This window comes from Fictibacillus sp. b24 (assembly GCF_030348825.1).
In the GTDB taxonomy this organism is placed as follows: Bacteria; Bacillota; Bacilli; order Bacillales; family Fictibacillaceae; genus Fictibacillus.
Genome location: NZ_JAUCES010000005.1, coordinates 2,392,132 through 2,405,049, shown reverse-complemented (window position 1 = coordinate 2,405,049; position 12,918 = coordinate 2,392,132). Strand labels below are relative to the sequence as shown.

At 38.2% G+C, this 12,918-nt stretch carries 21 protein-coding genes; 12 read left to right on the top strand and 9 right to left on the bottom strand.

The features are described 5' to 3' along the window. Positions 1 to 13: 13 nt before the first annotated feature. Both QUF49_RS12460 and QUF49_RS12455 read left to right on the top strand, forming a co-directional pair. The gene (locus QUF49_RS12460; protein WP_289495937.1) at positions 14 to 880 is read left to right on the top strand and encodes a YitT family protein; all 867 of its coding nucleotides are present in this window, start codon (positions 14 to 16) and stop codon (positions 878 to 880) included. Positions 881 to 1,021: 141 nt separating this feature from the next. Beyond that, positions 1,022 to 1,837, top strand: coding sequence for a BsuPI-related putative proteinase inhibitor (locus QUF49_RS12455; protein WP_289495936.1), 816 nt, complete (start codon positions 1,022 to 1,024; stop codon positions 1,835 to 1,837). A gap of 72 nt (positions 1,838 to 1,909) precedes the next feature. On the opposite strand, the gene QUF49_RS12450 is transcribed toward QUF49_RS12455, so the two are convergent. Both QUF49_RS12450 and QUF49_RS12445 read right to left on the bottom strand, forming a co-directional pair. After that, positions 1,910 to 2,170, bottom strand: a complete 261-nt coding sequence (locus tag QUF49_RS12450; protein ID WP_289495935.1) for a NifU N-terminal domain-containing protein — start codon at positions 2,168 to 2,170, stop codon at positions 1,910 to 1,912. Between the two features lie 27 nt (positions 2,171 to 2,197). After that, on the bottom strand, positions 2,198 to 2,650 hold the full coding sequence (locus tag QUF49_RS12445) for a GNAT family N-acetyltransferase (RefSeq protein WP_289495934.1): 453 nt from the start codon (positions 2,648 to 2,650) through the stop codon (positions 2,198 to 2,200). 145 nt (positions 2,651 to 2,795) lie between these two features. On the opposite strand from QUF49_RS12445, the gene QUF49_RS12440 reads away from it, so the two are divergent. Next, the gene (locus QUF49_RS12440; RefSeq protein WP_289495933.1) at positions 2,796 to 3,383 is read left to right on the top strand and encodes a GDSL-type esterase/lipase family protein; all 588 of its coding nucleotides are present in this window, start codon (positions 2,796 to 2,798) and stop codon (positions 3,381 to 3,383) included. Between the two features lie 28 nt (positions 3,384 to 3,411). On the opposite strand, the gene QUF49_RS20840 is transcribed toward QUF49_RS12440, so the two are convergent. From QUF49_RS20840 to QUF49_RS12425, 3 genes are all read right to left on the bottom strand, one after another. After that, entirely contained in the window at positions 3,412 to 3,816 is a 405-nt protein-coding gene (locus QUF49_RS20840) for a DUF3813 domain-containing protein (RefSeq protein ID WP_425590465.1), read from the bottom strand. A gap of 2 nt (positions 3,817 to 3,818) precedes the next feature. Beyond that, the gene (locus QUF49_RS12430) at positions 3,819 to 3,962 is read right to left on the bottom strand and encodes a hypothetical protein (protein WP_289495932.1); all 144 of its coding nucleotides are present in this window, start codon (positions 3,960 to 3,962) and stop codon (positions 3,819 to 3,821) included. A 329-nt stretch (positions 3,963 to 4,291) separates the two neighbouring features. Then, entirely contained in the window at positions 4,292 to 5,104 is an 813-nt protein-coding gene (locus tag QUF49_RS12425; protein ID WP_289495931.1) for a Cof-type HAD-IIB family hydrolase, read from the bottom strand. Between the two features lie 144 nt (positions 5,105 to 5,248). Between QUF49_RS12425 and QUF49_RS12420 the strand changes: the two genes are divergently transcribed. Continuing rightward, on the top strand, positions 5,249 to 6,022 hold the full coding sequence (locus QUF49_RS12420) for an alpha/beta fold hydrolase (protein ID WP_289495930.1): 774 nt from the start codon (positions 5,249 to 5,251) through the stop codon (positions 6,020 to 6,022). A gap of 3 nt (positions 6,023 to 6,025) precedes the next feature. On the opposite strand, the gene QUF49_RS12415 is transcribed toward QUF49_RS12420, so the two are convergent. Further along, a complete protein-coding gene (locus QUF49_RS12415) occupies positions 6,026 to 6,217 on the bottom strand; it encodes a hypothetical protein (protein WP_137789879.1) in 192 nt (63 codons plus the stop codon). Positions 6,218 to 6,323: 106 nt separating this feature from the next. Here QUF49_RS12415 and QUF49_RS12410 point away from each other — a divergent pair, with 106 nt between their 5' ends. Genes QUF49_RS12410 through moaD form a run of 4 tightly spaced genes read left to right on the top strand, consistent with a single transcriptional unit; the run spans position 6,324 to position 8,810 of the window. Next, entirely contained in the window at positions 6,324 to 7,643 is a 1,320-nt protein-coding gene (locus tag QUF49_RS12410) for a molybdopterin molybdotransferase MoeA (protein ID WP_289495929.1), read from the top strand. Then, the gene (gene mobB / locus QUF49_RS12405) at positions 7,577 to 8,113 is read left to right on the top strand and encodes a molybdopterin-guanine dinucleotide biosynthesis protein B (protein WP_289495928.1); all 537 of its coding nucleotides are present in this window, start codon (positions 7,577 to 7,579) and stop codon (positions 8,111 to 8,113) included. Before QUF49_RS12410 ends, mobB begins: the two co-directional genes overlap by 67 nt. Continuing rightward, positions 8,110 to 8,571, top strand: a complete 462-nt coding sequence (locus QUF49_RS12400; RefSeq protein ID WP_289495927.1) for a molybdenum cofactor biosynthesis protein MoaE — start codon at positions 8,110 to 8,112, stop codon at positions 8,569 to 8,571. The genes mobB and QUF49_RS12400 overlap by 4 nt, the downstream gene beginning before the upstream one ends. Next, a complete protein-coding gene (gene moaD / locus QUF49_RS12395; RefSeq protein WP_289495926.1) occupies positions 8,571 to 8,810 on the top strand; it encodes a molybdopterin converting factor subunit 1 in 240 nt (79 codons plus the stop codon). The genes QUF49_RS12400 and moaD overlap by 1 nt, the downstream gene beginning before the upstream one ends. A 25-nt stretch (positions 8,811 to 8,835) precedes the next feature. Here moaD and QUF49_RS12390 read toward each other — a convergent pair whose 3' ends face one another. Together QUF49_RS12390 and QUF49_RS12385 are read right to left on the bottom strand one after the other, a co-directional pair. Then, positions 8,836 to 8,967, bottom strand: coding sequence for a hypothetical protein (locus QUF49_RS12390; protein ID WP_289495925.1), 132 nt, complete (start codon positions 8,965 to 8,967; stop codon positions 8,836 to 8,838). A 237-nt stretch (positions 8,968 to 9,204) separates the two neighbouring features. After that, positions 9,205 to 9,498, bottom strand: coding sequence for an HNH endonuclease (locus QUF49_RS12385; RefSeq protein ID WP_289495924.1), 294 nt, complete (start codon positions 9,496 to 9,498; stop codon positions 9,205 to 9,207). 89 nt (positions 9,499 to 9,587) lie between these two features. Here QUF49_RS12385 and QUF49_RS12380 point away from each other — a divergent pair, with 89 nt between their 5' ends. Together QUF49_RS12380 and QUF49_RS12375 are read left to right on the top strand one after the other, a co-directional pair. Beyond that, positions 9,588 to 9,911 carry a hypothetical protein gene (locus QUF49_RS12380; protein WP_289495923.1) on the top strand — a complete coding sequence of 108 codons (324 nt, stop codon included), beginning with the start codon at positions 9,588 to 9,590 and terminating at the stop codon, positions 9,909 to 9,911. An 89-nt stretch (positions 9,912 to 10,000) separates the two neighbouring features. Then, entirely contained in the window at positions 10,001 to 10,180 is a 180-nt protein-coding gene (locus tag QUF49_RS12375) for a YjzC family protein (RefSeq protein WP_289495922.1), read from the top strand. 37 nt (positions 10,181 to 10,217) lie between these two features. Here QUF49_RS12375 and QUF49_RS12370 read toward each other — a convergent pair whose 3' ends face one another. Next, positions 10,218 to 10,397 (bottom strand): YjzD family protein, encoded by a 180-nt coding sequence (locus QUF49_RS12370; protein ID WP_289495921.1) that lies wholly within the window; start codon positions 10,395 to 10,397, stop codon positions 10,218 to 10,220. Between the two features lie 417 nt (positions 10,398 to 10,814). Here QUF49_RS12370 and QUF49_RS12365 point away from each other — a divergent pair, with 417 nt between their 5' ends. Both QUF49_RS12365 and QUF49_RS12360 read left to right on the top strand, forming a co-directional pair. After that, entirely contained in the window at positions 10,815 to 11,555 is a 741-nt protein-coding gene (locus QUF49_RS12365; RefSeq protein ID WP_289495920.1) for an alpha/beta hydrolase, read from the top strand. Between the two features lie 114 nt (positions 11,556 to 11,669). After that, a complete protein-coding gene (locus tag QUF49_RS12360) occupies positions 11,670 to 12,581 on the top strand; it encodes an NAD-dependent epimerase/dehydratase family protein (protein WP_289495919.1) in 912 nt (303 codons plus the stop codon). Positions 12,582 to 12,918: the final 337 nt, after the last annotated feature.

Genomic DNA, 12,918 nt, shown 5'->3' with positions numbered 1-12,918 from the left:
GGGACCCTCACACATGACAGAACGTTTTCGCTTAAGCGATCTTGGTACAACAGAATTAAAGAAAATCTTTTTTATTATTGTTGGCTCTCTATTGAATGCCGTTTCACTGAACATGTTTTTAATTCCAGCTAAAGTTTATGCGAGCGGATTTACAGGGGTTTCACAATTGATATCATCTTTGCTCGTCAATACTGCTTTTCCAATTAGTACTGGTATTCTGTACTTATTATTTAATATTCCGGTTACGATCTTAGGTTGGATGAAAGTAGGAAAGTCATTTACGATATACAGCTTCTTAAGTGTTATCATGATTACGGCATTCCTTGAAATCATTCCAATAACCGTTGTCTCAACGGATATTTTGCTGAATGCTGTGTTTGGAGGAGTAATTGCAGCATTAGGTGTAGGGATTACATTAAAGTATGGGGCATCTACTGGAGGATTAGATATCATAGCGATGATTCTCTCTAGAATGAAAAACAAACCAATCGGCGGTTACTTTTTCGTCCTTAATGGATTAATCATTCTTGCTGCTGGATTTCTTTTCGGATGGGAAAAGGCGCTGTACACACTTGTTGCGCTTTACGTATCTTCCCGTGTAATCGACGCTGTACATACGCGTCACGAAAAGCTGACCGCTATGATTGTTACGAAAAAAGGAAAAGAGATACAAGAAGCAATCCACGGTAAAATGGTTCGTGGAATCACAATCGTTCCTGCTAGAGGTGCATTTTCTAAGCAAGATAAAGAAATGCTTATCATCGTCATTACTCGTTATGAATTATATGACCTGGAACAAGTGCTAAAAGAAGTAGACCCGAATGCCTTTACGAACATCGTTCACACCACAGGCATCTACGGCTTCTTCAGAAATGACTAAGGGGGTCTGACCCCACACAAATACAAAATCTTCAAAAATGTACACACGGTATGGATAAGGTCCATACCGTGTTTTTATTTATGAATCTTTTCAATAAATTCACCATATAAAGGTAAAAATGTAATTGAGGTGATCATCACTATGAAGCAATTGACAAAGTCCTTATTCGCCATCTTCTTATCAATTGTTGTTACAACATCCATTCTTTCTGCCTGCACCAAAGAAGAAAAGAAACCTGAAAGTAAAACGGGTAATGTAAGCTCTCAGCTAAAGCCTGTCATTTCCATTCAGCAAAGAAATGATGGAATAGACTTTTTGGCTGTGATTGAAAACCAAAGCAATCACACGGTAACACTGAGTTTCAAAAGTTCTAAAATGTTCGATGTAACCGTTTCAGATTCATCGAACAAAGAAGTGTTTAGACATTCAAAGGGTAAAACATATGAGCAGAAACAAGAGAACGTTCAGATCAAAGCGGGTGAGAGTCATATTTGGAAAACGAAGTGGAGGGTTCCAGCAGAAGAAAGAAAAGCAGGAATCTATAAAGTGAAAGCGGCTTTCACCCCAAGCAAGATCTCACCTGGAGCTCTTAAGACAGAAAATTTAACAGTGGAAGAAACGCTAACCTTACAAGCCGGCTTAGGTGACGTAAAGAACAATTCATTTCGGAACATCCATTTTTCCGGTAAAGATGGTGTTTACAAGGTTTCTGGAGAGGCTAGAGTGTTTGAGGCATCTTTTGCTTATACGGTATCAGATGGACATACCGTTTTCCTAGAGAAGCATGAGCAAACGAGTGAAGCTGCACCAGCATGGGCACCATTTTCTTTTGCGATCAAAATTCCAGAGGAAGACCTTCCGATTAACGGTACGCTCATGCTAGAACTTTTCTATTTCAGTCCAAAAGATGGTGAGAGGACTGATATACTTGCTGTGCCATTACAAAGATTTAAGTAATCCCAATATCGCCTCAATTTAAAAAACCAGCCTGAATTAAAAAAAGGCTGGTTTCCAACGATAAATTAAATTTTAAGCATTCTCTTCTAACGCTTTTTGAATTTCTGGCATTAATTCGTTCCAGTCACTGTCGTTCGTCTTATTAACCGTAATAAAGTTCTCAAAACCAAAAATTGATTCTACACCGTCAATGGATAATAACGCTTTAGCAAGAGCTGAATCTGATTCATCCCCAACTCGTGCAGAAAGTCTGCCTTCTAAAAATTTCTCTGAACCATCAAATTTAATTGCGTTTGGGTTTGGTGTAGGTTGGATCGAAAATTCGATTGCCATGTTTGAACACTCCTTCATATTTTAGAATTAAAAGTGAAATGCATATCTTTTAGAGATGATATCATGAAAATCCAGTGAGTTATACAAATGCTTCGTTACAGAATTGTTTATTCCTGTTTCGAGTTCAATGGATTTGATACCATCACGTTCAGCCCAATAGATTAAATGAAGCAAAAGTTTCCGTGCGATTCCTTTGTTTCGGTGTTCTTCGTGTACATAAAGCTCGTTTAACCATAAATAAGGTCCACCGATGCGAAGACTTACTCCCAAATTGAAAAAGGCGATACCAATCACAGAATTTTCTTCTTCAGCAATAATGATCCCGCTTTTATCAGGATTATCAAGTGCCATCTTAATACCCGCAAGCGTTCTGGATTGTTCTTCAGGCTCACCATCCATCGTTCGCTGCTGCAGAAATAAGTGTGCAATTTCTTCGATGATATGTGATTCAGCTTCATTCGTTACACGATATATTTTCATACAATGCCCCCAAAATTACTCTAAAACGTTCGATGTCTCTTTCACATAACACATTATAACAAATTTATTGAGTGTTTGACGTTTGATAAATGGAAATTTCTTTCGAATAGTTTAATAATAGGTATCGAAAGGGAGATGAGTAAGAATGAAGACTCTTGTTTGTTTTGGAGACAGCATCACTTCAAAAGAAAAGAGTAAAGATGGCTCGCTAAGATTAACTTCCCGTTTGAGGCAAGAGCTAACAGAGTGGGTGGTCATGAATGCTGGTATCCCTGCAGAAACGACAAGGGCTGCTCTAGTCAGACTGCAAGACGATGTATTACGTCATCAGCCTGATTTTGTGACGATTCTTTTTGGAGCGAACGATTCAAGTGATCATAGGCTCATTCCTTTAAAAGAATACGAAAAAAACCTCACATACATGGTGAATAAGATTGGTGCAGAAAAAGTGATCTTAATAAGTCCAGCACCAGTTTACGAAGAACAGCAAAAAGCTCGGACAAATGAAAGAATGAAAAAATACGCTCAGATCGTAAAAAAGGTCGCAAAACACGAGGGAACCTCATATGTCCCTTTGTTCGAAACCCTCGTTGAAAGAAACATTCAAAAATATGTAATTGACGATGGGCTCCATTTTAATAAGTTTGGCTATGAGGAGTTAGCTGAGCTGGTACTAAGAAAAATCAACATGTTAACAGCGATAACTTTTCCAAAAAAACAGCTTTCTCCATAAAAGAGAAAGCTGTTTATTATTTATTTTTTTACTTTAAAGAATCTGGATTTTCTTCCAATAGGCTCTGTGCGTCTTCTAAACTTAAGCCAGTCGCTTGAGAGAAAGATTGAGGCTGCCCAGACTCTGAGTGGCCGGGTTCAGCATGTCCAGAAGTAACATGTTCAGAAAGTGTATTTTGGGATGCTCCAGAATGAGAATGTGCATCAAGTTCCTTTTGAAATTCAGCAAGTTGCGCACGCTCTGCATCTGATGAATTAGCCATCGCAGAAGAAAGAGCATTTTGTGCAACTTCCATATCATGACCAGAAAGTTCAGCATGAGCGGAATGTTGACTGTTTGAAATATTGTTATTCAGCTCATGTGTTGAATTTTGCACCTTGCCAACAGCCTGCTGAACGGCATTTTTAGCGATTTGAAATAATTTGTTTGCCATCGTTATATGCCTCCTAATGAATTTCTCTCTTCTTTTTCGCGTTTACGATCTTCTTGTTCATCTTTACTGAAAGCCATTGTTGTTTCTTGGCTAACCATATCTGCACCTTGCTTGATGGTGCGTTTTGATCGGCTCTTTTTGCTCATTGGAATACCTCCTTTTCTCCCGTAGGTTTAGTTTTTACCGTAGTTAGTACAATATGTAGTCATAAAAACATTCCATAATAAAAACAAATGGAAAAACAAAAATCTCCAGCTTATTTTCAGCTGAAGATCTTAAATAAACAGGTAATTGCTTTAAATTCTTTGTCTTCATTGACAAATTGATTGGAGTGAAAGGCGCGAGACTTCTGGGGGATTAGTGTGACAGGTGAGACACAGCAGGTGCAAAGCGTCAAGGTGGCTCACCGCACACCCCCCGGAAAGCGAGCGGCTGTAACGGAAATCAATACTTCCAAAGGTTTACTTAAAAAAAATCAAACCAATTTCAAAACATTTTTTAAATAATGAGCAATTCCTTCTTCTTGGTTTGTTAATGTTACATAATTTGCACGTTCTTTCAATTCATCAATAGCATTTCCCATTGCCACACCATGGCCTGCATATTCAATCATCTCAAAATCATTGTCTTCATCGCCAAAAGCAATAATGCGTTCTTGCGGAATATTATAATATTCGGCGATTTTTTTAAGCCCTGTTGCTTTGCTGATTCCAGAGCGGATAACCTCAATAATATTCCAAGGCGCTGCCCAGACTCTTTGATCAACCACTTCAGCATGTTCTTTTTCAAGCATCGCTCTTAATTCTGCAATATGATGATCTTCTGGATGAACTAAAATCGCCGTGGGATCTTCTTTAAGCGTTTTATGCAGATCACCAATTTGAAGAGGATTCTCATTCATGATGAAGGTGTTAACAATTACTTCATCGGGTCTTTTTAAATAGACGTCGTCCAAAACTTCTACCATAATATTTTTTACTTTAAACGTTTCACAGGCTGTAATAATCCTCTTGGCTACATCCAGTTCAAGTGGTGAATGGTGAATACCAAATTCAGCGTCATGCGGATGGTGTACGAATGCTCCATTAAAATTAACGATGGGAGTTTTCAACTCAAGTTCTTCGTAATACATGTTAGATGAACGGTACGGTCTGCCAGTAGAAATGCAAACATGATGTCCTAGATCGATCAGCTTAAAAAGTATTTCTTTAGTTTTACGGGGAATCTTTTTTTCATCTGTCAATAACGTTCCGTCAAGATCCAGTGCAATTAAGTATGGTTGTGTCACGAAAGTACCTGCCTTTTTTAGAATGCTTTACGTAAAGTGTATTATTTTACTTAGAAAAAGTCTATTCAGACAGGTCTTCATTCATGAAAAAGAAACATGTCTCATGATAAGATGGAAAAAAAGAGAAAGAGGGAGATACACTTTATGGTTTCAATACAAAAAGGAACGGTTAACGATATTCCTTTCTTAATGGCTGAAAAGAAAGAAAATACCGGTAAAGCCTTGCCGCTGTTTATTTTTATACATGGTTACACAAGTGCCAAAGAACATAACTTACACTTTGCCTATTCCCTCGCCGAAAAAGGATTTCGAGTGATCTTACCCGATGCTCTTCATCATGGGGAACGCATTGTATCAAACCCTCCAAAAAGTATGGATTATGATTTTTGGAATATTGTTCATCAAGGCATCCAGGATGTAAACACAATAATCGACTGGGCTACTGATAACGAACTCGTTGCAGAAGGCCAAATCGCTGTTGGTGGAACTTCAATGGGGGCAATTATTACGTACGGATCACTTGTAAATAACCATGAAATTAATGCTGGATGTGCGCTTATGGGTACACCAGCTCACGAAAAATTTGCAAGGTGGCAAATTGAAAGAATACAGAAAGCTGGTTATGAGATCCCGCTTACTATGAATGAACTTGAGAAATCCATTGCCTTTATCAAGGATTATGATCTTACGATGAATATCGAAAAATTAAACAACAGACCGTTATTTATTTGGCATAGTGAAGTCGATGCTGTTATCCCTTATGAGTTTGCAAAACCATATGTTGAGACCTTAACTAAAAATCGTCAATCCGTTTATATGAACGACAAAACATCAGGTCATAAAGTTTCACGTGCTGCCTATTTAAACGCAGTAGAATGGATCACACAACAATTGAAAGTAAAAAAAGAAACGGTGTAATCATTACCCCGTTTCTTCCAGTTTAAGTCTATATGTTCTTTTTGGCTGATACATATGATCAATTTCGTCGATTTGTTTTTGCAGGGAATGCATGATGCGGAGTGAGAAAACTCCTTGTTCGTTAAATTCTTCTGGGATGTCGGTAATGGTTACTTTATAGCCAGAACGGTGGTAATATTCATAAGAAACCTTCATATGTTCAACATCCTTTCTATAATTTAAAAAAATAATAACAAACTTGTCTTCAAAAGTAAACTGAAAAGTGTTTATTTTCTGAAAATTAATTAAAGGAGGGAATTCTTTGCCTGTTACAAAAAGAACACCACTTCCCGTAGCTGACGCTGTACATAAAATAATGGCTCATTCAAGATTATGGGGTACAGAGAAAGTACCTCTTATTGAGAGTGATGATCGAATAGTAGCGGAGAACTTAATAGCAACACATGACGTTCCTCCTTTTAACCGTTCCCCTTATGATGGATTTGCTATCTTTTCTGCAGATACGAAGGTTGCATCCCAAACCAACCCAGTAACGTTAAAAGTAGTTGAGACTATAGGAGCGGGGCATGTCGCAGCAAATAGCGTCAGAAGCGGTACTGCTATTCGCATCATGACAGGTGCAAAGATTCCAGAGGGTGCAGACGCTGTAATCATGCTCGAACTTGTAAAAGAAATGACAAATCAAGAAACATCTTATATAGAAATAAAAAGATCTGTAAAAAAAGATGGAAATATCTCTTTCCAAGGTGAAGATACAAAGCAAGGAAAGCTATTAGTGAAAGCAGGTACAAAAATCACACCCGGTATTGTTGCGATTCTTGCGACATTTGGCTATCACCTAGTACCTGTATATAAAAGGCCTGTCGTCGGAATTCTTTCAACAGGAACTGAACTTCTCGATGTACATGAAGAACTTCAGCCTGGAAAGATTAGAAACAGCAATGCTTACATGACCGCAGCACAAGTAAGAGCAATGGGGGCAGAGGTGAAGTTATATCAACACAGAGAAGATGATTTTGATTCTCTGTATCAAAGTATAAAAGAATGTCTGAAAGAGACAGATATTTTGATAACAACGGGTGGTGTATCTGTTGGTGACTATGACTACCTTCCTGCGATCTATGAAAAGTTAGGAGCAGAAGTGCTGTTTAATAAAATCGCTATGCGGCCTGGCAGCGTGACAACTGTAGCTGTGCACGAAGGTAATTGGCTGTTTGGTCTTTCTGGAAACCCATCAGCTTGCTTTGTAGGTGCTGAACTGTTTGTAAGGCCAGTGATTTTATCAGGCATGAAGATGCATAAACCGCATTGCGCTGTCACAAAAGCCACACTAGCAAGTGATTTTCCTAAACCTAATCCTTTCACTCGATTTGTAAGAGCTACTTTAACAGAAGAATATGATAGGAAAATCGTGACTCCTGCTGGTCTGGATAAATCGAGCTCCGTCTCATCACTCATCGAAGCAAATTGTTTGATCATCCTGCCAGGTGGTACAAGAGGGTGGGAAAAAGGAAGTGAGGTTGCTGTTCTTACATGGCGTGGAGAAGGGAGTGCATGGCCTTGGAACCACCCGTTATTCTCCAAGTCGTCGGTTACCAAAACAGCGGAAAAACAACTTTAATCACAAAATTGATCAAAAGATTAGAAAAGCACCGTTTACAAACGGGGGTTATAAAACATCACGGACACGGTGACACCCTGGAACTTAACGATTTTGGCAAAGACACTGAACGGCATCGCAATGCAGGGGCGTATATAACTAGTGTTACCTCAGCAAAAAATTCAATTTTGTCTTTAAATTCAGAGTTATCAATTGATCAAGTAATCGCCATTTACACGGTATTAAAAATGGATTGCATTTTAATCGAGGGATACAAAAAATTTCAATACCCAAGAGTAGTGCTATTTCGTGACAATAAAGGTGAAGAAGACCTTTTAAGTCAGTCAGAACATGTTATAGCACGAATACATGGTAATCAAATTGAACAAAGCACAGATAACACTCATTTTTATTGGGCAGAGGAAGAAAAGTGGTTGGATTATCTATCGAGTTATATCCTGAAGTGCCATAAGGAGAGAAAAGGATCATGAAACGGTTTAACATTTCTAAAGAGCCTATTAATAATCAAGACGTTATTGATCAAGTGGTCCATCATAATGCAGGAGCAATTTCTGTATTTATTGGAACGGTTAGAGAGATGACAGGGGATAAACAAACTAAATTTCTTCATTATGAAGCGTATGTACCAATGGCTGAAAAACAGCTCCAAAAAATTGGAGACGAGATTCAAGAGAAATGGCCGAATGCTATAATTGCTATTACTCATCGAATCGGAACACTTCAAATTTCTGATGTTGCTGTCACAATCGCTGTATCAACTCCTCACCGTCAAGATGCTTTTGAGGCAAGCCGTTACGCGATTGAGCGTATTAAAGAAATTGTTCCGATCTGGAAAAAAGAACATTATACAGATGGAGAAGAGTGGGTTGGCAATCAAAAGGGAACAGAAAGCTATCCTGCTGGTCATCCAGAAGGAGTGGAGAAATAATGGTACACATTTTATTGTTTGCAAGTTTAGCACAGCAAGCGGAAACAGAAAAAGTATCAATTGATGTGGACTCAACCCGATCAGTAGAGGAAATCAGAAGTCTGCTGCAAAATAAGGTGGGACAGCTTAACGGGATTGAACATGCACTCGTTGCAGTGAATGAAGAATATGTAGAGCTTACTGATCAAGTTAAAGATGGTGATACAGTCGCTTTCATTCCGCCTGTTAGTGGTGGTTGATTCATTTAAAAGGCTGTTTTTGTATTCATTGCAGCTTTTGAAAGTAGTTGCTTTTCGTTCCAGGTGCTCGCTTTCCGCGGGGCAGGCGGTGAGCCACATTCGTACGTTTCACTCTTAAGTGTCTCACCTGCCCGCCTGTCCCGCAGGAGGCACGCACCTTGCACTCCAATCAACTTGTCAATGAAGAGAATGAAAAAATGATCTAAAAAGCAGCCTAGCAGATAAGTACTAAAAGGAATTTGACCCTACTCACTCGTCAGATTCCTTTTTGTTTTGCTCAAAACAGGTATAGCATATATTTGATCCATCTATTACGTAACCTTGAAAAAAGCCGTCTGTGCAATATAGGTCTTTACCGCATTTTCCACACGTGCCCACTAATTCGTTCATATCATCATCTCCTTCTCTTTAGTCGATTTGATTTTTTCATACGTGGTAAAGCAGAGGCAGGCTGCTTTCTTAACCATTTAAGAAATTTTTTAAAATCAGGAGCATTTCTTAGAGATTCAATAGTAGCGTAAAGTAATGCAAGTTCAGCATTTGTATATAGAAAGTGAATCTGTTTATGACAAGGAATACAAAGATTAGCGGTTTCCGAAAATCGACCGCCTTCTTCTTTTGGAATCAAATGATGAACCGTTAATTCGACGGGTTCTCTTCTGCAAAGCTCACATGTACCTTTCTCCACTTATTTTTCAATCCCTTCACAATTGTAATTAGGGCACAAGTACCATCTTCTTTTTCTTTGAATAGGATGTGGTAAAAGGAGGGGGTAATATGTATCCACAACCATATCCGTTTGGAGGATCACAAAACTTCGGAGGGCAGTCAGCAGGAATGGGACGTTCACCGTTTAAAAAAATATATAAAACATGTATGAAAAACAGAAACCAGTATGTTCAATTAATGTTGATGGATGGTGTAACATATACGGGATTTATTGAGTATGTTGATCAGCAGAACGTTTATTTTGCGATTCCGTATGTTGAAAAGCAGCAAGAAAACCGTAATCAAGACGCTCAGTATGATGTTAGAGGCTATCAGATCTATCGTTGTGTGTTTCCGCTGCATGCCGTAGCGGGAGTTAATGGAGCATATTAGGCAAATTTTTGTTGTTATTACTTCTTTTTTTTAGCAAGTGTTATCGAGCGAACCGCGGGTAACCTATAAAAGAAAGGAGGGTACATCAAATGGGGCAGAACAAACATTTTAAACATGGTCAAAAAGCACCGAATAATGGGATGTATGTTGAGATCGGTGAGACAGGAAGCATGGTAAATGATCCACAGCAGATTCATTTATCAGCAGGTGACCGTTTTCCTGAAACAACAAACCATAATCGCGTGTGGTCATATAAAAGAAAGCCATAACAAAAATAAAAACCCGGAAACAGTCCGGGTTTTTATCTTATATCTCTTCGCTTTTTGCTGGCAGCAATTCACCTAAAACAGAAATAACGACTGTAAATACTACTCCGAAAATACAAGCTTTTACAAAATCGAATGTTCCGCCTTGCATTGAAACAAGCACATAAAAAATCATATTACTTAATAATAAAGACCAAATTAACGTCCAAATATAACGCATGCTACATTCACCTCTTTATGTAAACGAATTCTTTACCCTTCTGTATAGTAACAAAAGTTGAGATAAAGGGAAAGATTCTTTCTGTATTTTATCTAACATTATGTCATAAATGTTAATAATTTTCATAAATTGTTCATGCTTAACAGGATTAAGTGCATGAACAAAGAAGAAGGTACATAAACCAACATGCTGATAACACTTTCATGTGCAAAATAAAGGAGGTAAAAAAATGGAGCAAAAGTGGGAGGAATTAAAGGCGTTGGAAGAACAAGATGAAAAGAACTTGACTCAACAAGGAAAAGAAGCGTTAGAACAGCTTAAAAAAGAGCTCGATTCTTAAAACTTAGGCAGATAACTTTAGCTAAAAATTTTCCCCTGCATACATTAGATAAGAAAAGCAAATGCGAGGGGAGAATAGTGAGTATCGATAAACGCACTTTCCAAATTGATAATCAATGGAATATCATACATCTACCAGAGCAGCCGAATGGTTTTGCAGTTATGATCATCGGCGATTGCAGCCATTATGTTGATGAATATACAAGTCTTTGGAAACAAAACACTGAACGCGCTAACCTCATACAATCCCTCAAAAATCAAGGATACACCATATTTTATTCTAACTTATATGGAAGACATTGGGGCAGTCCAGCATCAGTAATACTTGCAAAGAGACTATACCATTATGTAATGAAACATGAAATCTTAAATCCCAATATACATTTGATCGCGGAGGGCATGGGTTCGCTCGTTGCACTGCGACTTATGGAGGACATGGAAAATCAAATTCGTTCCGCCCTTTTTATTAATCCTTGTATAGATTTAAAGCATCATTTTAACCATGAAAGACAAAATCGTTTATTCTTTAAAAGGCTGATAAGAGAAATTAGTTCCGCTTATCAAACACAAGTAGATGATGTAGAGCTTCTTATTGAAAGTCTTCCTTCCATAAAAGATCTTAATGCAAAAACTCCTGTTCAGATATGGCATGCCGCAAGAGGTGTAGTTTTTAATTTCAAAGATCACAGCAGGTCATACGAAAAGAGAAGACTGGATATTCATGCCCCGATTACCCTTTCCATTCATGTACCTGAAACGACATTCAATCCAGCCAGGGCATTTCAAGCTTTTTTTAAAAATCATGAAAAAGTGTTATGAACCTCATTGTAAAGAAGTAATCAATGAGGTTTTTGTGTGGAAAAAAAGTATCGTATTCTTAGGAGCTTCCCCATAGGATAGTAAGAGGAGAAAAATGGAACTGGAGGCTCTTACATGAAAAAGGCATTTGTAACAGGAGCGGCAGGTTTTATCGGTTATCATTTGTGCAGCCGTTTATTGGATGAAGAAGTTGATGTAGTCGGTATAGATATGGCAGCTTCTCCAGACCGGATAGACTATATTGCACGTCACGCTGGATTTCAATACCTTCCTATGGATATTAATGAAGCCGACCTTCAGCCTCACACTATCGGATGTGATGTAATCTTTCACCTGGCTTGTTCTGTCAAACCTACTGCACCGTGGGCAAATATAGAGGATGAAGTACAAAGGCATGTTTCTGTATTGAAAAAAGTGGCTTCATTTGCGAATAGTCAAACAAAACTTGTATACGTTTCCTCGTATGATGTATATGGCAAAAGACAAGGCGATGTTCTTGAAACTTCCCCCAAAAATCCAGAAACCTTGTTTGGACTTATCAAACTAACAGAAGAAAATATGGTGAAACAGTTAGCCGAACAGTACGATTTTCCGTTTGTAATAATGCGGTTACCAACAGTATATGGACCAGGGCAGCCAGAGCATCATACGTACCAGCAAGTGATATCGATAGAAGATGAGGATCAGGAAAGAAGTGAGTCCATTTCAAAAGATTCAATTACAGAAGACGTGTTATTCGTTGACGATGCAGCTGAAGCGCTTTATTTAGCCGGAAAGTCCCCAGCAAAAAACGAAATCTATAATATTTCAAGCGGAAACCCAAACCAGTGGTTGGAAGGCTTGACCGAATTAAAAGCAGATAAATTATCATTTAAAGAAAAAAGAAAGATGAGGATAAAAGGAGAAAAAGCTGAAGCGGAACTTGGATTTCGAGCAAAGACGAAAATAAAAGAAGGCATCATGAAGCAGATCATGCATTTTAGAAACAAAAACAAAAAATCAAAGCCAAATTCAAAAGAAATTTAGTTGTAAAGGTGCTCCTGAAGATTTCGGGAGCACCTTTTTTGATTTTGTGGGGCTATAATGTGTAAATTGTTGAGGGTATATAGTTGGTGAATTGTTGTCGAGGTATGTCGACTCGCCTATAAATGAGCAAAACTCGCCGGAATATTGCAATAACTCGCCGTAATTCTTCAGAAATTTCTAGGATTATTCCGGAAATTTCTTGAATAAATTATCCGAATACCCTAGTCGGTATTAGTGAAGGGATAACAAAAAGGTCAGCATTTATATTGATATTTAATCACAAAACATTTGTCCATCACTCACTTTTCTTTATAATAGAAAGCGGGTTAATAAACCG

Bases quoted from the DNA above. Each gene is read 5' to 3' on its own strand.
- QUF49_RS12460 (WP_289495937.1), top strand. From the start codon at position 14: ATGACAGAACGTTTTCGCTTAAGCGATCTTGGTACAACAGAATTAAAG.
- QUF49_RS12455 (WP_289495936.1), top strand. From the start codon at position 1,022: ATGAAGCAATTGACAAAGTCCTTATTCGCCATCTTCTTATCAATTGTT.
- QUF49_RS12450 (WP_289495935.1), bottom strand. From the start codon at position 2,170: ATGGCAATCGAATTTTCGATCCAACCTACACCAAACCCAAACGCAATT.
- QUF49_RS12445 (WP_289495934.1), bottom strand. From the start codon at position 2,650: ATGAAAATATATCGTGTAACGAATGAAGCTGAATCACATATCATCGAA.
- QUF49_RS12440 (WP_289495933.1), top strand. From the start codon at position 2,796: ATGAAGACTCTTGTTTGTTTTGGAGACAGCATCACTTCAAAAGAAAAG.
- QUF49_RS20840 (WP_425590465.1), bottom strand. From the start codon at position 3,816: ATGGCAAACAAATTATTTCAAATCGCTAAAAATGCCGTTCAGCAGGCT.
- QUF49_RS12430 (WP_289495932.1), bottom strand. From the start codon at position 3,962: ATGAGCAAAAAGAGCCGATCAAAACGCACCATCAAGCAAGGTGCAGAT.
- QUF49_RS12420 (WP_289495930.1), top strand. From the start codon at position 5,249: ATGGTTTCAATACAAAAAGGAACGGTTAACGATATTCCTTTCTTAATG.
- QUF49_RS12415 (WP_137789879.1), bottom strand. From the start codon at position 6,217: ATGAAGGTTTCTTATGAATATTACCACCGTTCTGGCTATAAAGTAACC.
- mobB (WP_289495928.1), top strand. From the start codon at position 7,577: ATGGCCTTGGAACCACCCGTTATTCTCCAAGTCGTCGGTTACCAAAAC.
- QUF49_RS12400 (WP_289495927.1), top strand. From the start codon at position 8,110: ATGAAACGGTTTAACATTTCTAAAGAGCCTATTAATAATCAAGACGTT.
- moaD (WP_289495926.1), top strand. From the start codon at position 8,571: ATGGTACACATTTTATTGTTTGCAAGTTTAGCACAGCAAGCGGAAACA.
- QUF49_RS12380 (WP_289495923.1), top strand. From the start codon at position 9,588: ATGTATCCACAACCATATCCGTTTGGAGGATCACAAAACTTCGGAGGG.
- QUF49_RS12375 (WP_289495922.1), top strand. From the start codon at position 10,001: ATGGGGCAGAACAAACATTTTAAACATGGTCAAAAAGCACCGAATAAT.
- QUF49_RS12370 (WP_289495921.1), bottom strand. From the start codon at position 10,397: ATGCGTTATATTTGGACGTTAATTTGGTCTTTATTATTAAGTAATATG.
- QUF49_RS12360 (WP_289495919.1), top strand. From the start codon at position 11,670: ATGAAAAAGGCATTTGTAACAGGAGCGGCAGGTTTTATCGGTTATCAT.